The sequence below is a fragment of the Streptomyces sp. NPDC050743 genome, from assembly GCF_044456925.1.
GTDB lineage: Bacteria > Actinomycetota > Actinomycetes > Streptomycetales > Streptomycetaceae > Streptomyces.
In genome coordinates this window covers 70,443-92,180 of record NZ_JBITGJ010000028.1, presented here as the reverse complement: position 1 = coordinate 92,180, position 21,738 = coordinate 70,443, and the positions used below count along the sequence as shown (strand labels likewise).

Sequence of the window (21,738 nt, the reverse complement as noted above, 5' to 3'; positions counted from 1 at the left end):
GGGGGGAGAAGCTCATATCGGCCAGCCGTGTTCACAGCCGTACGCACCGCCGTATGCACAGCCGTATTCGCCTAGGGGAAGACGCTCTTTTGATGCCCGCTCGCAGCCTGCGACTCCTCACGTTCCCTCCGAGCCCGGCCCAGGGAGGCGAGCGTGGCACCGTGCTGCGAGAGCGGCCGACCTCGCCGCCGGAGGCTCCCCAGGGTGGGCACGGCGGCGGTGCGGGTGGTCCCGGCGGGGCTGCGGGCCCCGGCGGTCGGGGCGGTGACGGACGCGGCGGCGGGCGGCAGGACGACAACCCCTTCGCGCCGCCGCCCGAGGGCACCCCGGACCGGCCTTGGCAGCCCCGCCGTCCCGAGGGCTCCCAGGGCTCCGGTCACGGGGGCGGCCACAAGGGCGGCTCCCCGTGGGGCGACCAGTGGAGCGACCGCCAGCCCGGGCGCTCCCCCGGCGGCTTCGGCGAGCGGCCCGGCGGCGGCCCCCAGGGCCCGGGCGGGACGGACGGCCCCGGCGGCATGCGCTGGGACCCGACCGACCCCGCCCAGCGCCGCGCGCGCTACGCCCTGCTGTCCGGCATGTGGGCCGTCTTCTTCGCCCTGTTCAGCTGGACGTACGTGGCCCTGCTGCTGGGCGCGCTGGCGCTCTACTGGGGCATCAGCGCCCTGCGCGCCAAGCCCCGCGGCGCGAACCCGGACACCCCGACGCCTCCGCCGGGGGCGGGCCGGCCCCAGGCGACGGCGGCCATCGGCGGCCTGGTCACGGCATCCCTGGCCCTGGTCCTGGTGGCCTCGACCTTCACGGTCCAGTTCGTCTACCGCGACTACTACACGTGCGTGAACGACGCCCTCACCCACGAGGCGAAACAGTCCTGCGACCAACTGCTGCCGCAGGAGCTGCGCGGGGTTCTGGGAGTCGGGAACGGCTGAGCCTCCCCCTGACGCCCAGGGCCCCGGGGCACGCCGGCGGGTCAGTGGCCCGTTGCCGTGTCAGGGGACTCCGGGGATCCGGGGTCGCTCGGCGACGAGTCGGTGAGGTCCGGGCGCGGCTCTGCCGGGGGCGCCGGCTCCGTCTGGGGCGTTGTCTCCGGAAGGGGCGTCGACTCCGCCCGGGGTGCCGACTCCGCCGGGGGCATCGTCTCATCCGAAGGCACTGAAGTGACCGCGGGGCTTGTCCAGGGGGCGGGCAGGTCGCGAGGGGCGGCCGCCTCGCGCAGGGCCGCCCAGCGTGAGGTGCGGGCCAGGTCGTCGTGCCAGTCCCCGGGGAACGGGTCGTCGGCCGGGAGGAAGTCGTACATCTCCTCGTCGTCGGGCACGGGCGACGCCGGTCGGGGTGTGGGGGTCCCGCCCTTGCCGGACTCCTTGGCCTTGATCGGTTCCTTGGCCTTGCCCGCGAGCCTGCCCTCGACGTTGGTGGCCCCCTCCCCCTGGCCCGCCTTCTCGGCCTTGACGCTGGTCCTGTCCTGTTGCTTTCCGCTCCCGGGGCTCCCCGCCCTCGTCCCCACTCCCGTCCCCTGCATCGGGATCTCCCCGTCCCGCGTGCGCCGGCCCCACAGCCGCCACACCCGCACGATCAGCGCCACCGGCATCCCGAACAGCGCCGTCCACACCCCCGCCGCTCCCCCGGTCTGCCACCACACCGGTCCGAAGCGGGCCAGCGCGGCCACCCCCAGCGGGCCGCCGGCCAGGCCGGCGAGCAGGGCGAGGGCCACCGCACAGAACATCGCCGTCACCAGCACCATCCCGGCGGTGCGGCCGACCGACCAGTGCGCCGCTGCCGGCGCGCCCGGCTCCGGCCGCCTTACGGCCCCACGCGCCACGAACCACCCCGCCGTCACCCCGGCCGCCACCGGCACCAGTCCCGCCGCCCAGTTCGGCGGCGTCCCGGGACCGGCGTCCGGCACCGCGGCCAGCAGCGGGAAGGGCGGCAGCAGAGGGGCCGGATGGGAGGCGAAGGGCTGCACCAGATGCCCGACGCCGAGGAGGAAGCCGGGGCCGAGGGCGTAGGACGCGGCCCAGAACGCCGCGTTGGGGATCAGCGCGACGCCGAGCAGCAGCACCGCGAACCGTCCCGTCCATCCCTCCGTCAGCTGGACGAAGGACGCCCGGGCCTCGCCGCCGTGCCACACCAGCGACACCCCGACCAGCAGCGCCCCGCCGCCGAAGAACACCGCCGTGGCGGCACCGGTGGCCCGTACGGCCGTACCCAGCCGGGCCCGTTCGTCCGCGCCGAACAGCAACCGCCGCAGTGGCACCGGCAGCACCGCCAGCGCGCTCAGTACCGGCTCGCGCGGACAGCCGTACGCCGACCACACCCCGGCCGCCGCCGAGCCCGCCGCGACCAGCGGCAGACACACCGTCACCCAGAACCAGTCGGGCCGCAGTTCCGCGCCCGCGCAGTACAGCGCGACCGCGCCGCCGACGCCGAGGTAGCCGAGGACGACCCCCGTCCACACCGTTTGCGCCGGAACCGGGGGCGGGCCTTCGGCGTCGGCCGGCGCGTCCACCGCGACCCTCGCCGCCCGGTACACCAGCCACACGGGCAGCACGAGCAGCAGCAGCGGGGTCACCCCCACCGGCATGGGCGCACCGGAGAGCGTGTCGGTGCGGACCAGTTCGACGCCGTGGGCCAGCAGCCACAGGGCTCCGGCGACGTGCAGCGCGCCGCCCGGACCGCTGTCGGGATACGGCGAGCTGACCCACAGGACCATCACCAGCACCGCGAACGAGCCGAATCCGAGTCCGGCCGCGACGGCGCCGCCGAGCAGGCTGGCGGCCAGGCCGGGCTCGCGGTTGCGCATCCGGGTCAGCAAGGGCGAGAGCGACGGTGGGCGAGCGGTCATCTGGATCACGCTCGCCATGCTCCCAACGACACGCTCTTTCCCGTCGTAACAGGCAAACCTCCGTAGTGTCGCTCAATATACGTTCATGTGTCTTTTCGTACGGAAGGGCGTACGGTGACGCCACAGAACACCGCCGGCCCGCTGCCACCGCCGACGGAACGCCGACGCCTGCGCCAGTCACGGTCACTGACGCACGCACAGCTCGCCGCCCAGGTCGGCGTCGGCCCCTCGACGCTGCGCGCGTGGGAGTCCGGCCGCCTCGTCCCGCACGGAAGCGAGGGCGAGACGTACACCAGGCTGCTGACGACGTTCGCGGCCGAAGGGGTGACTGCGGTCGATGGGCCGACAGCGGGCGAAGGGGCGTCTGCGGTCGAGGCGGGCCGGGAGACCCCTCAGGCCGTCGTCCCCCAGCCCCTGACGCCCGCTCAGGCCTTCGACGAGCTGTACGCGTTCTGCGCCCCCGCGCTCGTGCGCCAGAACTATCTGCTCACCGGGCGCCCGGAGGTGGCCCGCGAGGCCGTGGAGCGGGCCTTTCAGCTGGCCTGGCAGCGCTGGCCCGAGGTGGCCCGGGACCGGGATCCGGGCGGCTGGGTGCGGGCGGCGGCGCACGACTGCGCGCTCTCGCACTGGCACGGCTTCCGGTCCCGGTACCGGCGCCCGGAGCCGCCGCCCGCCGATCCGGCCGACCGGGCGCTGCTGGACGCCCTGCTGACGCTGCCGCCGGTGTACCGGCGCACGCTCGTCCTGTACGACGGTGTGGGCCTCGACCTGCCGGAGACGGCGGCGGAGACGGAGGCGAGCACACCGGCCGCCGCGAACCGGCTGGCCTACGCCCGCGAGGCCCTGGCCGCGCAGGTGCCGGCCCTGGCCGAGCCCGGCGAGCTGCGTCGCCGGCTGCGGCCGCCGGCCACGAGCGAGGAGGTGCGCGCGGCCGATCCGGAGCCGGTGCGACGGAAGGCCGAACGGCGGAACGTGTTCTGGACGTGGGCGGCGGTCGCGTGCACGGTGACGATCATCGGCGCGACGGCGCTCGCGGTGCGGTCGGCGCCGACGCACTATGAGGCGCCGATCGCTCCGGCGCAGGCGGTGCAGGGGGTTCCGCCGGCCGGGGTGATGGGGCCGCTGTCGCGGGAGGAGCGGGCGTTGCAGGCGAAGTTGCGGAGCGCCGCCGCGAAGGGGCCGTACCGGCTGGTTCCGGAGGCCCGATAGGGCTGTCGCCCGGTGGGCGCGACAGGGCTGCCCGCCGTGGGGGCGTTCCCCGCGCCCCTGGGCAGCCGCAGTGCGGTGAGGCAAACGCCGGTAGGCCCGCCCCGGACGACGGGACGGGCCTACCGAGCTGGACCTTGACTGGAGCCGAGAAGCTCAGCCGCCCAGGATCTCGCGGGCGAGCTTGGCCGTCTCGGTCGGGGTCTTGCCGACCTTGACGCCCGCGGCCTCCAGGGCCTCCTTCTTGGCCTGCGCGGTGCCGGAGGAGCCGGAGACGATGGCGCCGGCGTGCCCCATGGTCTTGCCCTCGGGCGCGGTGAAGCCCGCGACGTAGCCGACGACCGGCTTGGTCACGTTCTCCTTGATGAACGCGGCCGCGCGCTCCTCGGCGTCGCCGCCGATCTCACCGATCATCACGATGAGCTCGGTCTCCGGGTCGTCCTGGAACGCGGCCAGGGCGTCGATGTGGGTGGAGCCGATGATCGGGTCGCCACCGATGCCGACGGCGGTCGAGAAGCCGATGTCACGCAGCTCGTACATCATCTGGTAGGTCAGCGTGCCGGACTTCGACACCAGGCCGATGCGGCCCGGCTTGGTGATGTCGCCCGGGATGATGCCGACGTTCGACTGGCCCGGGGTGATGATGCCGGGGCAGTTCGGGCCGATGATGCGGGTCTTGTTGCCCTTCTTGCCGGCGTACGCCCAGAAGGACGCCGTGTCGTGCACGGCGATGCCCTCGGTGATCACGACGGCCAGCGGGATCTCGGCGTCGATGGCCTCGACGACCGCGTCCTTGGTGAACTTCTCCGGCACGAAGATGACGGAGACGTTGGCGCCGGTCTTGTCGATGGCCTCCTTGACGGTGCCGAAGACGGGTACCTCGGTGCCGTCGAAGTCCACGGTCTGACCCGCCTTGCGCGGGTTCACGCCGCCCACGACGTTGGTGCCGTCACCGAGCATGAGCTTCGTGTGCTTCATGCCGGTGGAGCCGGTCATGCCCTGGACGATGACCTTGCTGTCCTTGTTGAGCCAGATAGCCATGGTGTGTTGGTGTCCTCGTCCTGAGTGCTTACTTGGCGGCGTGGGCCAGCTCGGCGGCCTTGTCGGCCGCGCCGTCCATGGTGTCGACGCGCTGCACCAGCGGGTGGTTGGCGTCGGTGAGGATCTGCCGGCCCAGCTCGGCGTTGTTGCCGTCGAGGCGGACGACGAGCGGCTTCTCGACCTTCTCGCCGCGGTCCTCCAGGAGCTTCAGGGCCTGCACGATGCCGTTGGCGACCTCGTCGCAGGCGGTGATGCCACCGAAGACGTTCACGAACACGGACTTGACGTCCGGGTCGCCCAGAATGATCTCCAGGCCGTTCGCCATCACCTGGGCGGAGGCGCCACCGCCGATGTCCAGGAAGTTGGCGGGCTTGACGTTGCCGTGCTTCTCACCGGCGTACGCGACGACGTCCAGGGTGCTCATGACGAGACCGGCGCCGTTGCCGATGATGCCGACCTCGCCGTCGAGCTTGACGTAGTTGAGGTTCTTCTCCTTGGCGGCGGCCTCGAGCGGGTTGGCCGCGGCCTTGTCGTGGAGTTCCTCGAAGTCGGGGTGGCGGAACTCGGCGTTGTCATCGAGCGACACCTTGCCGTCGAGGGCGATGACCTCGCCGGAGGCGACCTTGGCCAGCGGGTTGACCTCGACCAGGAGGGCGTCCTCCTTGATGAAGGTGTCCCACAGCTTGACGAGGACGTTCGCCACCTTGTCGGCGACCTCGGCCGGGAACTTGGCGGCAGCGACGATCTCGCGGGCCTTGGCCTCGTCCACACCGTCGATCGGGTCGATCGGCGTCTTGGCGACGGCCTCCGGACGGGTGGCCGCCACCTCCTCGATCTCCATGCCGCCCTCGACGGAGGCGATGGAGAGGAAAGTGCGGTTGGCACGGTCGAGGAGGAAGGAGACGTAGTACTCCTCGAGGATCTCCGGAGCGGTCTCGGCGATCATGACCTTGTGGACCGTGTGGCCCTTGATGTCCATGCCGAGGATGTCCGTCGCGCGGGCGACGGCCTCGTCCGCGGAGGTGGCCAGCTTCACGCCACCGGCCTTGCCGCGACCACCGACCTTCACCTGCGCCTTGACGACGGACTTGCCGCCCAGACGCTCGGTGATCTCGCGCGCCGCCTCAGGCGTGTCGATGACTTCACCGGCCAGCACCGGTACATCGTGCTTGGCGAAGAGGTCCCTCGCCTGGTACTCGAACAGGTCCACGCGCTTCCGTCCCTATCAGTGATCTCGCGGTTCGTTGGATGCGTGGGCGTGCCGCGAAGGGCAACGTGACGTCCGCTTGTCACAAGGGGGGCGCACACGGTGTCCGAGCGCGCGGCATGTCCGTCTCGCAGGTTATCGCCGCTTGCGGGGGCTCCCTAAATCGAGGGTCACACCCGAGCGGTGATACCTGTCACATGATGCCGGGTTTCCTGGCACGGCGTGCCGATGCAGCGGCGCGGATGGGTGGCTTCGGCGGGTCGGTGGTGGATCGACGGTGGATCCGCGGCTTCGGCGGATCGGCGGTGGATCCGCGGCTTCGGGGCATGTGCGAGGCCTCACCGGGCTGGGGTTGACCCGGTGAGGCCTCTGGGGCGGCCCCGGTGGTGCCGGGGCCGGGGCGGTTGATCCCCACCCCAATGGGGACCACCCGCCCGGGCCGCGGGGCCCCGGCCGGACGTGCCGACGGCATTCGGCCGTCCGGGTCCGGACACCCCGCGGAGCGGTTCGGGGCACTCAGCCCTGGTACTCGATGCCCGATGTCGCGTGCGGCACGCCGTACCCCTCCTCGAAGTCCCGCAGGTACGTCGGTACGGCCGTACGGGCGACCTCACCGGCCCCGCCGACGGCGTGTCCGGCGAGCGAGCCGCCGGCGACCCGGACCGTGTCGTGGACGTCGTGGGCGAACCCTCCGGCCTGCCGCCCGACCGGCGCGGCCGCGGACCCGGCGACCCCGGCCGCGAAGGGCCCGGCCTCGCCCGTGACGCCGTGGGCCAGACCGACGGCGCCGGGCAGCACGGTCCCGGTGGCCTGGCCGGTGACGGGCGACACGGTCTCCGTGACGGTCCCGGCCGCCTGGTGCGCGGTCCCGGTGGCGGTGTCGGCTGCCCAGTACGCGGCACCCGTGGCGGCGTCGGTGAGCGGCGCCGTCGCGCCGGTGACCCCGGCCGTGAAGGGCGGCACCTGGGCGGTGACGCCCTCTGCGAAGGCTCCGGTCTGCGCGGTCACACCGTGCGCGAGCGGGGGCACGGCGCCGACGGCAGAGCCCGCGAAGGCCCGGACGTCACCGGTAACGCCGTGACCGAGGGTGGCCATGTCCGCGACGGCCTGCCCGGCGACCGGCACGACCCCGCGCACGGCACCGGCGGCCACCGGCGGCAGCACGGCGTCGGTGGCGTCCCGCGAGGCCTGCCCGGCCGGCCCGCCGGCGTACGCCGTCGCCCCTGCCGCCACCGGCTGTACGTCGCCCAGGGCGCCTGCGACGACCCCGTGGATCCCGGACAGGGCGCCCTGGGCGGTCCCGTACGCACCCGTCACGGCGCCCTCGGCGACGCCCAGCGTCCCGGAGGCCCCGTGCGCGGCGGAAACGACGCCCGTCACGGTCTGGCCGGCGACCGGCACGGCGCCGTGCACCGCCGCGGAGGCCACCGGCGGGACGGCGGCGGCGGTCGTCTCGTCCACCACCGGCGTGACCGCGCCGGGCACGGTCCGGACCGTGCCGACGACCCGCTGCTCGGCACCCGTGGCCGTACCGGTGACCTGCGCGGGCACACCCGCGACGGAGGCCTCGGCCACGCCGGTCGCCCGGGCGGCCGTACCGCGCGCATCGGCCGCCGCACCGGCGGTCCGCCCCTGCGCGCCCGCGACGGTGCGCTGCGCCGTCGTCCGTACGGCGCCCTCGACACCCTGCGCCTTCATGCGGGCCGCCGCCTGCGTGGCCTGGAGCCTGGTCTGGGCTGCGGCCAGGGCCTCCTCCACCTCGGGCGCGAAGGAGGAGAGCGGGCCGAAGAGGTAGTCGATCTCGTCCTGCGGCGTGACGTGCGGGACGGCCCGGGAGGCGGTCCGGACGGCGTGCGCGGCCGCGTGGGCGGCGTGGCCGGTGACGTGCGTGCCGTCCGTCCGGACCTGGGCCTGGGCCTGTCCCTGCGCCGTGCGGGCCGCCCGGGCGCCCCGGACGGCCTCGGCGCCGCGGATCCTCGCGGCGGTCGGGACCTTGGCGTCGACGTGGCGAGGGGCCTGGTCGGTGGCGCCGGTGCCGGTGGACGCCGTCGAGGTGAGCGAGGTGGAGGACGCGGCGGGGCCGGCCGCGGTGGCGGCGGTGGCCGTGCCGGTCAGGTCGGAGACGGTGTCCGCCACGGTGTTGCGGACGCCGGAGACGGTGTCGTGGACGCCGGTGAGGACGCCGTCGACCGTCCCGGCGACGCTGTCGGTGGCACCGCCGGCCTCGGTGCCCGCGTCCGGCGTGGAGAGGGAGGTGGCGGACAGTTCGTCGGCGCTGGCGACGGCCGAGCCGAGCGCCCACGCGCCGGTGACACCGGCGGCTATCACGATCGAACGGCGGATGTTCTTGTTCATTGCGTGCGTCAAGTCCTTCGGAAACGGCCGGAGACGGCTGGAAGCGGTTGGGGATGGCCGTCCGGAGACCGCTGAACGCCGGTCGCGGTGAACGCGCTTCGACGGCCGGCAGCGACGATCGCCGGCGGGGTCCGGACGGGCGGGCAGACCTGTTCCGCCCCGCGCGACAGATCTGTGGCGGGGAGGTCGGCCCTGCTGCCTAGCCGGGGAAGACGGGGATGTCCCGGTGCCGGTCCCGGGTGCGGGGCGCGTCGACGCGCGCGGCGGCGCCGGGCACGAGCCGCAGGGGCGCCCGGTAGTCGAGGGTGACGGCGTGCGCGTCACTGTGGCGGGACGCGCTGCCGTCGGCGGCCTGCTTGCCGAGCACGCCGTCGGAGTCACCGGCGGGCACGGGCCGGCCGGGCACGCCCAGGGCGGCGGCCCCGTGGCGCGCGACGGTGTGCGCCGCGGGCCGCGGCACGGGGGCGGCCGCCGGCCCGTACACGACGACCCGCGCCGGTGCGCCGACGGCGGTACGGCCCTGGACGTGGGCGTGCCGCTGCTTCTGACGCTCCGTCGCAACGGACGCCGCCGTACCGCCGGACTGCTGCGGGCGGGGCGCCGTGGACTCCGGCTCCGGTGTCAGGTCGGCGGGGACGTCCGTGCCGTGCGGGAGGTCGGGCAGGGGCAGGGAGGGCGCCGAGGTCCGGGGCTTGTCGACCACGGCTCGGGCGGCCGTCGCCTCGACGGTCCCGACAGTGTCGACGGTCCGCGAAACGGTGGTGAGTACCTCGCGTGCGGGGGTGACGGCCTGTTCGCCGGCGGTGTGGGCCTGGGTGGCAATCCGGCCGGTGGCCGTCCGGACCGCCCGTACGACGTCCCCGTGCCCGGCGGCCCCCACGGACCGCACCGCCGTCGCCTGCGCCGGCACCGGGGTGCTCTCGGCCGCGTGCGCCTGTTCTCCGCAGAGGAAGCCCAGCGCGAACAGTCCGCCCACCAGCAGCACCAGTTGGAGCGCACGCCGCCCGGCCGCCGTACGCAGCACGCGCACGGTGGTACCAAGGAGGGCTGCTGGGAAGGTCAAGGAGCTGGACATCCTCGGCTCGGCACGACACGGGCTGCGCCGATCCTTGCACGGCACGCCCGAAGCCGCGCAAGTCCCCTGTTACCGATGGGTGGTCATGTCCCTTTTCCTGCCCCTTTCCTGTCCGGCGTCACACGGTGTCCGGAATCGGCAGCGGCCGCTTCTCCAGTGCGGCCGCCATCACCTCGGGGAACAGGTCGGGCGTGCAGGCGAAGGCCGGTGCGCCGAGCGCGGCGAGCGCCGCCGCGTGCTCCCGGTCGTACGCGGGCGCGCCCTCGTCCGACAGCGCGAGCAGTGCCACGAACTGCACCCCGGACGCCTTCATCGCCGCCACCCGCTTGAGCATCTCGTCGCGGATGCCGCCCTCGTAGAGGTCGCTGATCAGCACGACCACGGTCTCGGCGGGCCGGGTGATCTGTGACTGGCAGTAGGCCAGCGCCCGGTTGATGTCCGTGCCGCCGCCGAGCTGGGTGCCGAAGAGGACGTCGACCGGGTCGTCCAGCTGGTCGGTGAGATCGACCACCGCCGTGTCGAAGACGACCAGCCGGGTGCTGATCGACCGCATGGAGGCGAGGACCGCGCCGAACACGGACGCGAAGACCACGGACGCGGCCATCGACCCGGACTGGTCGATGCAGAGGACGACCTCCTTCTTCACGGACTGCGCGGCCCGCCCGTATCCGACGAGCCGTTCCGGCACGACCGTGCGGTACTCGGGCAGATAGTGCTTGAGGTTGGCCGCGATGGTGCGGTTCCAGTCGATGTCGTGGTGGCGCGGCCGGCTGATCCGCGCGCTGCGGTCGAGGGCGCCGGTGAGGGTGGCCCGCGTACGGTTCGCGAGCCGCTTCTCCAGGTCCTCGACGACCTTGCGCACGACCGCGCGCGCCGTCTCCTTCGTGGTCTCCGGCATCGCCTTGTTCAGCGAGAGCAGCGTGCCGACCAGGTGCACGTCCGCCTCCACCGCTTCCAGCATCTCCGGCTCCAGCAGCAGGGCGGCGAGGCCGAGCCGGTCGATGGCGTCGCGCTGCATGACCTGGACCACGGAGGACGGGAAGTAGGTGCGGATGTCCCCGAGCCAGCGCGCCACCGACGGCGCCGAGGCGCCCAGTCCCGCCGAACGGTCCCGTCCCGCCTGCGGCTTGTCCCCCTTGCCGTAGAGCGCGGCGAGTGTGCCGTCCATCGCCGCGTCCCGGCCCGACAGCGCGCATCCGGTGCCGTCGGCCTGGTCCCCGCCGAGCACCAGCCGCCACCGCCGCAACCGCTCCCGCGCCGGATCGCCGCCGCCCACCGCGATCGCCTCACTCGTCATACCGCCACCCCCGCAAGGCTGTTGTCATCGCTCGCATCCCCGCCGGCCGGGACCGGTTCGACCGCCCCCGACTCGGACCTCTCCCACCCAGCCGTCCCCCGCGCCGCCGCCGTACGGCGCTCGGTCGTCTCGCGCTCGGCCGGGGCCGGGTCCCCCTGCGCCGGATCGTGCTCCGCCGCACCCCGCTCGTCCGGTTCTCGTTGGCCTTGATCGCACTCAGCCGGGTCGGTCAGGCCGAGCAGCAATCGCAGCACCGGTAGGACGGCGTCGGCGCGCTCGGTGTCCGGTTCGGCGGCGAAGCCGGGTGTCATGACCCCGTGGGCCGCCCGGCCGGCCGTCCCGTCTCCCGGTCCGCGCCGGACCAGTTCGCCGAGCGTTCTGCGCACCCCGGGCTCGTACGCCGCGAACGTGCGGCGCAGCAGCGGCAGTACGTCCGTGAACGCCTCCGCCGAGACCCCGCTCAGCCAGCTGTCCACCAGACCGAGCAGCCGCTCGTCGTGCACCAGCAGCAGCCCGCCCCCGCCGCCGACGAAGCCCTCGATCCAGGCGGCGGCGTCGGCCGGCGGAGTCCCCGGGGACAGCGCGAGCCCCATCAGCCGCGCCGCCTCGTCGGCCCCCAACTCACCGTCGTCCAACAGCAACCGCACGGCCCGCCCCCGCAGCACCCCGGGCACGCTGTCGCGCACCGACAAGGTCCGCAGCACCGCTCGCCAACGGCCGCGCAGACCACCGTGTCCGGCAGGGGGGACGGCACCGCCACCCGAACCGACACCGGCCCGCCCTCCGGCACCGGCCCCCCCACCCCCTGCGGTCACCGTCTCCGCCAGCAATCCCACCGCCGTATGTACGGAGTCCACGTGCCCGCGCATCTCCTCCGCCGCATCCGCGTCGAGCGCGGCGCACGCCGGGGGCAGGCCGACGAAGACGCGTTCGGCGAGGCCCGCGGCGACGTCGGTCAGCGCGCCGGTGTCGGTGCCGCGCACGTCGCCGTAGCGCAGGGAGCGGACCAGGGCGGGCAGGGCCTGGGCGAGATGGCCCACGTCGGCGTCGAGCGCGGCCCGGTCGGCGAGGACCCGCATGACGACGGGCAGAGCGTCCGGCAGCCCGGCGAGCAGGCACTGCTCGGCGAGCGCGGTCACGTCGGCGAGGGTGCGCGCGGCCGACGCGTCCGCCTCGGCCTTGGCCTGCGCCGCGCCCAGTACGGTCGTCCCCCATACGCCCGCCTCGGCGACCCGCACCGACAGCTCCGGCTCCCAGCGCAGCCGCCACGTCTCCCGGAACGTGCCCGTGCTCCCCCGTGACCGCGCCGGCTCGCCCCAGCCGACGCCGAGCAGCCGGAGCCGGTGCAGCAGTCTGCTGCGGCCGGCGTCGGTGTCACCCCGCAGGTCCAGCTCCAGTTCGCGCTCCAGCGCCTCGGGTTTGAGCCGCAGGGAACGCTGTTGCCGGGCCAGGTCGCGCTGGAGCGGCACCGCGGGAGCCGACTCCGGGACTTCTCCGAGGACGTCCCCGACCACCAGCCGGTCGTGCACCAGCGCCAGCGGCACGTCCGAGCCGTCGCCCATGACCGCGCGCACCGCGTCGGTGGTCTCGCTCAGCCCCGGCAGCGGGCGCCCGCGCAGTGCCGCCAGGGTCTCGGCGAGCCGGACGGCCTCGATGACGTGGGCGGAGGACACGATCCGGTCCTCCTCGCGCAGCAGCCGGGCCACCTTGGTCAGCCACCGCTCGACCGGCCGGTCGGGGGCGTGGAACAGATGGCCGTACCAGCCCGGCGAGTCGATGCCCGCGCCGTACCCGCTGGACCGGGCCAGTCTGCGGTGGGTCCAGGGCACCCAGGTCAGGTCCGCCTTGACCTTGGGCAGCCCCTTCAGCAGGGACCTGTCGGCGGTGACCGTGGTCTTCTCGCGCAGCGCGGGCACGTGCCAAGCCCCGCAGACCACGGCCACCTGGTCGCCGAACTCCTTGCGCGCGGCGCGCAGCCGGAGTCGCATCTGCGCCTCGCGGACCAGGTCCCGGGAGTGCCCGCCGACGCCGTACCGCTCGCGCAGTGCGTCCATCGCCTCCTCCAGCGCGGCGAAGGGGGCGAAGGGGTCCCGCCGTCCCGGGCCACGGTGCTCGACCACGTCCTCCCACCAGCGTTCGGGGTCGTCGTATCCGGCGGCCTCGGCGAGCACGGCGAGCGGGTCGACCCGGACCTGCTCGACGCTTCCCCGGCTGTCATCGGCGTTCCGGCTCTCACGGCCGTCTCGGCCGGTGTCGTCCTCCCTGCCGGCGTCGACGTCCCGGCTCCCCTCGCCGTCCCCGCCGGCATCGGCACGCTGCGCGTCGGCTGCGGTCCCCTCGGTGCCGGGTCCGGCGGACGGGCCGGGCTCGGCGGGAAGTCCCCTCTTCTCCTCCCCTTCCTCCTGCCACGCCAGCGTGTGGGTGGCCGGCAGGTCGATGAAGTGGGCCGGGACGCCGTGTTCCAGCGCCCAGCGGATCGCCACCCATTCGGGGCTGAACTCGGCGAACGGCCAGAACGCCGAGCGGCCTGGCTCGTCCACGGCATGGGCGAGCAGGGCGACCGGGGGCCGCAGGTCCGGGTCGGCGGCCAACGGGATCAGCGCGTCGGCCTCGGGCGGGCCCTCGATCAGGACGGCGGCGGGCCGGGCGGCGTCCAGGGCGCTGCGCACCGCGCGGGCGGAGCCGGGACCGTGGTGCCGCACGCCCAGCAGGAGCGGTCCGGAGCCGTGTGCCTTGGGCCAGCGGGTGTCGTCGGTCATGCACCGACCTCCCGGCACGCGCGGTAGAAGTCCGTCCAGCCCTCGCGCTCGCGGACGACCGTCTCCAGGTACTCCTGCCAGACGACCCGGTCGGCCGCCGGGTCGCGCACCACGGCGCCGAGGATGCCGGCGGCGACGTCGCCCGGGCGCAGCACGCCGTCGCCGAAGTGGGCGGACAGGGCGAGGCCGCCTGTGACGACGGAGATCGCCTCGGCCGTGGACAGTGTGCCGCTGGGCGACTTGAGCTTGGTGCGGCCGTCGGTGGTGATGCCGTCGCGCAGCTCGCGGAAGACGGTCACGACCCGGCGGATCTCCTCGATGCCGTCGGGCGCGGCCGGCAGGTCGAGGGAGCGGCCGATCTGCTCCACCCGGCGCGTGACGATGTCGACCTCGGCATCGGCGCTCTCGGGCAGCGGCAGCACCACGGTGTTGAAGCGGCGGCGCAGCGCGCTGGAGAGGCCGTTGACCCCTCTGTCCCGGTCGTTGGCGGTGGCGATGAGGTTGAACCCGCGGACCGCCTGGACCTCCTGGCCCAGCTCCGGGACGGGCAGGGTCTTCTCGGACAGGATCGTGATCAGCGTGTCCTGCACGTCGGCCGGGATACGGGTCAGCTCCTCCACGCGGGCCGTCATGCCCTCGGCCATGGCGCGCATGACGGGGCTGGGCACGAGGGCGTCGCGGCTCGGCCCGTGCGCGAGCAACTGCGCGTAGTTCCAGCCGTAGCGGATCGCCTCCTCGGGAGTGCCGGCGGTGCCCTGCACCAGCAGGGTGGAGTCCCCGCTGACCGCGGCCGCCAGGTGCTCCGACACCCAGGTCTTGGCGGTGCCGGGCACGCCGAGCAGCAGCAGGGCTCGGTCGGTGGCCAGCGTGGTGACGGCGACCTCGACGATCCGGCGCGGGCCCACGTACTTGGGTGTGATCACCGTGCCGTCCGGCAGGGTTCCGCCGAGCAGGTATGTCGCCACCGCCCACGGCGACAGTTTCCAGCGGGCCGGGCGCGGGCGGTCGTCCTGCGCGGCGAGTGCGGCGAGTTCGGCGGCGAAGGCGTGCTCGGCGTGCGGGCGCAGCGCCTGTGCGCTCTCGGACGCGCCCTCGCCGTCGGTCGGTTCGGCGGTCGTCGGTCGCACGGACGCAGACGTGGCAGACGTGGCAGACGCAGGCATGGCTGACATGGCTGAGGCCCCCTCCAGCTCGGCCGGTTCGGATCTGGCATCCACCGTGCACCACGCCACTGACAATCGCTCTGACCTGCACGAACGCCCGCGCCGGACCGATTGTCAGTGGCGGGACCTACCGTCGGAGACATGACTGAGCAGGGGGTGCGCTGGACCGCGGAACAGGTGCTGTCACTGGCGCCTGACGCGGCGTCACGCACAGCGGGAGGCAAGCTCGGCACGGCCGGTCCGTGGTCCGAGGCGGGGAGTGGAGAGGGGACGGTGTGGGGGCTGTGCAAGGGCAGTGGCAGCAGGCCGTACCAGACGGTGGTCGATCTCGCCGACGCGGCCGGTCCGGCGTACAAGTGCAGTTGTCCGAGCCGTAAGTTCCCGTGCAAGCACGCGCTCGGGCTGCTTCTGCTGTGGGCGGGCGGCGACGGCTCGGTGCCGGCGTCCGCGCAGGCGCCGGACTGGGCCGAGCAGTGGCTCACGGGCAGACGCAGTCGTACGGAGGGCAAGCAGGGCCGGAGTGAGGGGAGTTCCTGGAGCGGGTCCGCCGATCCGGGGGCGGCTCGGCGACGGGCCGAGCGCCGCGCCGAGCGGGTCACCGCGGGTGCGACGGAGCTGGAGCAGCGCCTCGCGGACCTGCTGCGCGGCGGCCTGGCCACGGCCGAGCAGGCGGGGTACGGCCTGTGGGACGAGACGGCGGCCCGCATGGTCGACGCCCAGGCGCCCGGACTGGCCGCCCGCGTGCGGGAGTTGGGGGCGATCCCGGCATCGGGTGCGGGCTGGCCGGCCCGGCTGCTGGAGGAGTGCGCGCTGCTGCACCTGCTCGACCAGGGCTGGCTGCGCCGCGATCGGCTGCCGGACACCCTCGCGGCCACGGTCCGCTCCCGGCTGGGCCTGCCCGCCACGGCGGACGGCGCACCGCTGCGCGACCACTGGCTGGTCCTCGCCCAGTACGACACCGTGGACCCGAAACTGACGACTCGCCGGACATGGCTGCACGGCGCCGCCTCGGGCCGCACCCGGCTGCTGCTGTCCTACGGCGCGGCCGGCCGTGCTCCCGAGCTGTCCCTGCCGGTCGGGCTGGCCCTGGACGCGGAGCTGTGCGCCTATCCGGGGGCCGGTCAGTCCCGGTCCGCTCTGGGCGAGCGGTTCGCCCCTCCCGCACCGGCCGCGTTCCGTCCGCCCGGCATCAGCACGGCCGAGGCGGCGGCCCGGTACGGCGAGGCGCTGCGCGACGACCCCTGGCTGGAGTCCGTCCCGGCGACGCTGGACCGGGTGATACCGGTCCCGGACGGCGAGCAGTGGCAGCTGGCCGACGCCGACACGGACTCCGCCCTGCCGCTGACCCGGGCCGCTCACACCCGCCCCGGCCTGTGGCGGCTGGTCGCCCTGTCCGGCGGCGCCCCGGTCACGGTCTTCGGCGAGTGCGGCCACCGCGGCTTCACCCCGCTCACGGCCTGGCCCGACGGCGAGGTCGAGGCGGTGCCCCTGTGCTGACCGGCCGCCTGCCGGCAAACCGCCGGCACGCCCAGGCAACGCCCCGAGCCGAACCGATGCCGCCGACCGACCCACCGGAACCCCGCCGACCCCTCCAACCGCACCCGGCCGAAGCAGCACCACCGACCAAGCCACCAGGACCCCGCCGACGCCTTCAGGCACCTCTCGCCGAAGGAGCACCGCCGTGCTGACCGGCCAGGCGGAAAGCACCGGCACCCCTCGGACACTCGCAGGGAAGGGAACGCGATGAACGGGACGACGACCCCGACCGACGTGGCCACCAGGGCCCCCGCAAGCTCCTGGGAAGACCTGGTCACCACCGCTCTTCTCGGCACCGACCGGCGCCCGGGGGCGTACGCAGGATCCGGCCGGGAAGCACCGCTGGCGCTGCTCGACGAGGCCGCCCTGGCGGCCGTACGGCGGCGGGCGGGCCTGCGGCCCGCGCAGGCGGCGCGGCGGCCGGACCCGGCGCCCGAGGATCCCCGCCCGGCCCTGCCGCCCGCGGCGGCCCGCAGACTCACCACGCTGCTGGCCGACCGTTCCGGCGGCGCAGGCGGCCGCCGGGGCAGCTCTCCGGACCTCATGGAGCTGCTCCCACAGTGGCTCGCGGCGGCCAACGCGCACGGATACGCGCCACCCCCGCAGACGCTTCCCGCCCTGCTGGACGCGGCCCGGGGGCGTACGGACCTGCGCCCGGCGGCGCTGGCGTTCGCGGGTCCGCGGGCGCTGTGGCTGGCCCGGCTGAACGCGGACTGGCGTTTCGCGCTGCGCGCGGCCCCCGGCGGCGGCGCCACGCTGCCCGACCCGGGAGACACCGAGGCGGTGGGCAGGCTGTGGCAGGAGGGGCTGTTCGCCGAGCGGGTGGCCCTGCTGGGCGCGTTGCGCACCGGTACGCCCGCGTTGGCGCGCGAACTGCTCGCGTCGACCTGGCCGACGGAGCGGGCGGAGGACCGGCTGATGTTCCTCGACTCGCTGCGCGCGGGCCTGTCCGCCGCGGACGAGCCCTTCCTGGAGCAGGCGTTGGGCGACCGCAGCCGCAATGTGCGGGCGACGGCGGCCGAGCTGCTGTCGGCGCTGCCCGCTTCGGCGCTCGCCGCGCGCATGGCCGTACGGGCCGCGGCGTGTGTGGCCCTGGACCGTACGGGGAACTCGCCGGCGATCGCGGTGGAGGCGCCGCTCGAGTGCGACTCCGGGATGGAGCGCGACGGTGTGGTGCCCACGCCTCCCGCAGGCAGAGGGGAACGCTCGTGGTGGCTGGGCCAATTGGTGGAGGCGGCCCCGCTCGGCACGTGGCCGGGACGGCTCGGCGGACGGACGGCGGCGGAGATCGTGGCGCTGCCCGTGACGGACGGCTGGCAGGGCGAGCTGCACGCGGCCTGGTGCCGGGCGGCGGTGCGGCAGCGGGACGCCGAGTGGTCGAGGGCGCTGCTCGGCTCGCCGTCGGCCCCGGAGGCCGGCGGGCCGGGCGCGGTGTCGCTGGCGGAACGCGCGAAGCTGCTGGCCACCCTGGAGCCGGTGGACCGGGCCGCGTGGGTGGCCGGGTTCATCGCCACGCACGGGTTGTCGGAGGCGTTCCAGCTGCTCGGGGTGTGTGCGGTGCCCTGGGCCGCGCCGCTGGGCCGGGCGGTCGTGGACGCACTGGACATCGCGCGGGACGCGGGCAGTTACCCGTGGAGCTTCAGCGGGGTGATGGGGCTCGCCGAGCGCTGCCTGGACCCCGCGGAGGCCACCCGGCTCGAGGCGCTGCTGGCGATACCCGACGAACGGGAGGACGCCGCGCCGGGAGCCGGAGGCTACTGGGCGGAGGCGTTCCAGCGGCTGGTGACCACCCTGCGGCTGCGGGCGGAGATGGCGCACGAACTGGCCCCGGTCGGCGCACACGACCCGTCCGGGTCGTGAGGGCGAGACCGCTCACACCGATGCGGGGCTCTGGGGGCGGCAGTGCCCAGGGACACCGGCCGCCCGCTCACCGAAGGGTCGGCCCACGCAGGGAGGCGTTCAGCCCCCCGAGGCGGCCGGCTGACGGACGTTCTCCCGCACCCACTCCACGATCGACGTGGTCGTCGCGCCCGGCGTGAAGATCGCCGCGACGCCCTTCTCCTTCAGCGGCGGGATGTCCTCTTCCGGGATGATGCCGCCGCCGAAGACGAGGATGTCCTCGGCCTCGCGCTCCTTGAGCAGGTCGATCACCGCGGCGAACAGCGTGTTGTGCGCGCCGGAGAGGATGGACAGGCCGATCGCGTCGGCGTCCTCCTGGATGGCAGTGTCCACGATCTGTTCCGGCGTCTGGTGGAGCCCGGTGTAAATGACCTCCATACCGGCGTCGCGCAGGGCTCGCGCGATGACCTTGGCCCCTCGATCGTGGCCGTCGAGCCCCGGCTTGGCGACCACCACGCGGATCGGACCGGCTGCCACACCCATCACTGCCTCCATCAAACGATCACGGAAGCGATCGCTTCCGTCCGTAACGACAAGTACCGCACTTTTGGCGCGTCCCGCCACCCGTCGCGAAGTGAACGAACGTTATCTCCAGCATCCCGTAACCGGCAGTTTTACGGTGCGCGGCGAGGGGGAAATCACATGGTGGGACATCAGGGCACACGGGGGTCGAGCCGTCCTCCGGCGTGCCGACAGGAGGTCGGCCCATGAAGGTCACCGGGGTACTGCCACTCTTTCTCCCGTTCTGCCGGCGCCTGTGGCCCGGCAGACTCGCCGGAATCTCCGTGGCGCTGCTGAAGGCGACCGCCCTCGAGGCCGCGATCCTGGCCGGCCATCTCCTGCTCTATCCGACCGGCCTCGTCCAGGAGCGCCGCGCCGCCGCACCGCCCGCCCGCGACGGCACCGCCCCGTTGCCGGTCCGGTCCGGCCCGCCGGTGGTGCTGCTGCACGGTTTCATCGACAACCGCTCCGTGTTCCTGCTGCTGCGCCGCAACCTCGCCCAGCACGGCGGACAGCGCGTCGTGTCGCTCAACTACTCCCCGCTGACCTGCGACATCCGCGCCGCCGCCGAGCTGCTCGGCCGGCACATCGAGGAGATCTGCGAGCGCACCGGCAGCGACCGGGTCGACATCGTGGGCCACAGCCTCGGCGGGCTGATCGCGCGTTATTACGTTCAGTGTCTGGGTGGTGACCTGCGGGTGCGCATCCTCGTCACGCTGGGTACACCGCACTCGGGGACCAGCGCGGCGCCGCTGGCCAGCGCCCATCCGATCGTGCGCCAGATGCGGCCCGGCTCGGGGGTGATCGAGGAGCTGGCCCGGCCCGCGCCCGGCTGCCGTACCCGGTTCGTCAGCTTCTGGAGCGACCTGGACTCCGTGATGGTGCCGCTGGAGACGGCCTGCCTGAAACACCCCGACCTGGACGTGCAGAACGTCCGGGTGACCGGCATCGGGCATCTCGCACTGCCCGTGCACCCCGCCGTCGCGGCCGGGATACGCGAGGCGCTCGACGCCCCGCAGCCCGGGGAGCGGGCCACGGGCGGTCTGACGGTGGCGTGAGGATTCCGTCGGCGGAGTGACGCACAGGTGACGAACAGTCACCACACATCGAACACCAATCGAACTCTCGGCCAAACTCGTGTCCGGCGCCCCCCGAAACACCGCCGAATGCCCGTTTCCGGCCCACACGAAACCGGCCGAAGATTGTCGCGCCCAGGTACCGGCGGGTACAGTCGCCGCACTGCTCTGGCAGCCCCTGTTGTCGAGGCGAAAGAGAAGTTGGTGAACGACCGTCACCCGTCGGGGACCATGACCACCCCGGCCCCGGCTTCCGACGCCTCAGCCGCGCACTACGCGCCGTACGGGACGCACGGAGCCCCCTACGACGACTTCACCACGTACGGCGGCTACGACACCACCGGTTTTCAGGACGGCACCGGCACCTTCTCCTCGGACCCGCTCTTCGGCAGCATGCCCGGCGAGCAGAGCACCGGCGGGTACGACAGCACGCAGTGGCAGACCGGCCAGGCCCTGAACCACGACCCGTACGCGGCCCAGCACCACGCCGCGTACGACACCGGCGTCTACGACTCCACCGGCTGGACGATCCCCGCCCAGGCGACGGGCAACGACATCAGCGGCCAGTGGGACGCGAGCGCCTGGCTGCAGCCGGACCAGTCCGGCATCGCCGAACCGACCCAGCAGTGGGCGTGGGGCACCCAGAGCTTCGAGTCGGGCACGTTCGACGCCACGCAGTGGAACTCCGGCGGCCAGGCCGAGCAGGCCGCCGAACCGTTCGACCAGCAGGCCACCGCCCTCTTCGACCAGGTCGGCGACCCGCAGGCGACCGCGGCCTTCGCGCAGGTGCCGTACCAGCAGCAGGCGCCGTACGAGGACGACACACCGTACGCGGACAACGCGCCGTACACCGACGAGACGCTGTACGCGGACGACGCGCAGTACGCGGACACGGCCTTCGACGAACAGGGCGCCGGGGACGACGAGTCGGTCACCACGGGTGAACGGCCCGCCGCCGAGTTGCTGGACGACCAGGAAGAGGCCGCGCCGGAGCCGCGTGCCGGCTCGCGCAGCGCCGCGCGCTCCCGTCGTCGTACGACCGCCAAGCGCTCCGCGCTGCTGACCGTCGCCGTGCCCTCGGCCTGTGTGATGGGCGTCGCCGGGATCGCCGCCGCCTCGGTCGGCGCGCTGACCGACGACGGCCAGAACACCACGGCCTCCGCCCCGGACACGCACACGGTCAAGGCCTCGGTCGCCAACAGCAAGCTGGACACCCAGCTCAACACCCTGTCCGCCGGTGCCCACGACTTCGCCGACCGGGCGAGCCGTACGCAGGAGCGGATCGACCTCAAGAACCAGCAGGAGCTGGAGAAGAAGAAGGCCGCCGCGGCGGCCGCGCTCAAGGAACGGCTGCGCCCCAAGTTCGTGCTGCCGGTCACGCAGAAGGGTCTCAGCGCCTACTTCGGCCAGGCCGGGGTGAACTGGATGTCCGTGCACACCGGCATCGACTTCCCGGTGTCGTACGGCACCACGGTGATGGCCGCGACCGACGGCGTCGTCTCCACCAAGTGGAACAGCGCCTACGGCAACATGATGATCGTGACGGCGAAGGACGGCACGCAGACCTGGTACTGCCATCTGTCCAGCTACCGCGTCCCCGCCGGGACATACGTCAAGGCCGGCCAGCCGATCGCCTACTCCGGCAACTCCGGCAACTCCACCGGTCCGCACCTGCACTTCGAGGTACGGCCCGCGGGCGGGGCGGCCATAGACCCGCTGCCGTGGCTGCGGAGCCACGGGCTCGACCCGACGTAGGGATCCCCCGCAGGAATTCCGAAGGGGGC

Annotated in this window: 15 protein-coding genes; 6 read left to right on the top strand and 9 right to left on the bottom strand. The window is 74.0% G+C overall.

The genetic code is table 11. The annotated features are described in order from the left end of the window. The first annotated feature begins 92 nt into the window (after positions 1 to 92). Positions 93 to 926: a hypothetical protein gene (locus tag ACIBJF_RS25645; protein WP_399176999.1), complete on the top strand. Its 834-nt coding sequence runs from the start codon at positions 93 to 95 to the stop codon at positions 924 to 926. Positions 927 to 967: 41 nt separating this feature from the next. On the opposite strand, the gene ACIBJF_RS25640 is transcribed toward ACIBJF_RS25645, so the two are convergent. Continuing rightward, a complete protein-coding gene (locus ACIBJF_RS25640; RefSeq protein WP_399176997.1) occupies positions 968 to 2,857 on the bottom strand; it encodes a DUF6350 family protein in 1,890 nt (629 codons plus the stop codon). A gap of 96 nt (positions 2,858 to 2,953) precedes the next feature. Between ACIBJF_RS25640 and ACIBJF_RS25635 the strand changes: the two genes are divergently transcribed. Then, entirely contained in the window at positions 2,954 to 4,048 is a 1,095-nt protein-coding gene (locus ACIBJF_RS25635) for a helix-turn-helix domain-containing protein (protein WP_399176994.1), read from the top strand. 153 nt (positions 4,049 to 4,201) lie between these two features. On the opposite strand, the gene sucD is transcribed toward ACIBJF_RS25635, so the two are convergent. The 7 genes from sucD to ACIBJF_RS25600 form a co-directional block, all read right to left on the bottom strand. Further along, positions 4,202 to 5,086 (bottom strand): succinate--CoA ligase subunit alpha, encoded by an 885-nt coding sequence (sucD, locus tag ACIBJF_RS25630; protein ID WP_356302048.1) that lies wholly within the window; start codon positions 5,084 to 5,086, stop codon positions 4,202 to 4,204. A 28-nt stretch (positions 5,087 to 5,114) separates the two neighbouring features. After that, entirely contained in the window at positions 5,115 to 6,296 is a 1,182-nt protein-coding gene (gene sucC / locus ACIBJF_RS25625; RefSeq protein WP_399176993.1) for an ADP-forming succinate--CoA ligase subunit beta, read from the bottom strand. 513 nt (positions 6,297 to 6,809) lie between these two features. Next, complete coding sequence (locus ACIBJF_RS25620; RefSeq protein WP_399176991.1) at positions 6,810 to 8,648, bottom strand: hypothetical protein; 1,839 nt, start codon at positions 8,646 to 8,648, stop codon at positions 6,810 to 6,812. Between the two features lie 199 nt (positions 8,649 to 8,847). Further along, positions 8,848 to 9,711: a hypothetical protein gene (locus tag ACIBJF_RS25615; RefSeq protein WP_399176989.1), complete on the bottom strand. Its 864-nt coding sequence runs from the start codon at positions 9,709 to 9,711 to the stop codon at positions 8,848 to 8,850. A 130-nt stretch (positions 9,712 to 9,841) separates the two neighbouring features. Next, positions 9,842 to 11,020 (bottom strand): VWA domain-containing protein, encoded by a 1,179-nt coding sequence (locus tag ACIBJF_RS25610; RefSeq protein WP_399176987.1) that lies wholly within the window; start codon positions 11,018 to 11,020, stop codon positions 9,842 to 9,844. Next, the gene (locus tag ACIBJF_RS25605) at positions 11,017 to 13,779 is read right to left on the bottom strand and encodes a DUF5682 family protein (RefSeq protein ID WP_399176986.1); all 2,763 of its coding nucleotides are present in this window, start codon (positions 13,777 to 13,779) and stop codon (positions 11,017 to 11,019) included. Before ACIBJF_RS25605 ends, ACIBJF_RS25610 begins: the two co-directional genes overlap by 4 nt. Next, positions 13,776 to 14,942 carry an AAA family ATPase gene (locus ACIBJF_RS25600; protein ID WP_399176984.1) on the bottom strand — a complete coding sequence of 389 codons (1,167 nt, stop codon included), beginning with the start codon at positions 14,940 to 14,942 and terminating at the stop codon, positions 13,776 to 13,778. The genes ACIBJF_RS25605 and ACIBJF_RS25600 overlap by 4 nt, the downstream gene beginning before the upstream one ends. A gap of 141 nt (positions 14,943 to 15,083) precedes the next feature. On the opposite strand from ACIBJF_RS25600, the gene ACIBJF_RS25595 reads away from it, so the two are divergent. Then, on the top strand, positions 15,084 to 16,439 hold the full coding sequence (locus tag ACIBJF_RS25595) for an SWIM zinc finger family protein (protein WP_399176982.1): 1,356 nt from the start codon (positions 15,084 to 15,086) through the stop codon (positions 16,437 to 16,439). Between the two features lie 246 nt (positions 16,440 to 16,685). Continuing rightward, a complete protein-coding gene (locus ACIBJF_RS25590; protein ID WP_399176980.1) occupies positions 16,686 to 18,338 on the top strand; it encodes a DUF5691 domain-containing protein in 1,653 nt (550 codons plus the stop codon). A gap of 99 nt (positions 18,339 to 18,437) precedes the next feature. Here the strand turns inward: ACIBJF_RS25590 and ACIBJF_RS25585 are convergent, their stop codons facing one another. Then, positions 18,438 to 18,860, bottom strand: coding sequence for a cobalamin B12-binding domain-containing protein (locus ACIBJF_RS25585; protein WP_351802048.1), 423 nt, complete (start codon positions 18,858 to 18,860; stop codon positions 18,438 to 18,440). Between the two features lie 224 nt (positions 18,861 to 19,084). On the opposite strand from ACIBJF_RS25585, the gene ACIBJF_RS25580 reads away from it, so the two are divergent. Both ACIBJF_RS25580 and ACIBJF_RS25575 read left to right on the top strand, forming a co-directional pair. After that, complete coding sequence (locus tag ACIBJF_RS25580; protein WP_399176978.1) at positions 19,085 to 19,936, top strand: esterase/lipase family protein; 852 nt, start codon at positions 19,085 to 19,087, stop codon at positions 19,934 to 19,936. 222 nt (positions 19,937 to 20,158) lie between these two features. Next, positions 20,159 to 21,709, top strand: coding sequence for a peptidoglycan DD-metalloendopeptidase family protein (locus tag ACIBJF_RS25575; RefSeq protein ID WP_399176976.1), 1,551 nt, complete (start codon positions 20,159 to 20,161; stop codon positions 21,707 to 21,709). Positions 21,710 to 21,738: the final 29 nt, after the last annotated feature.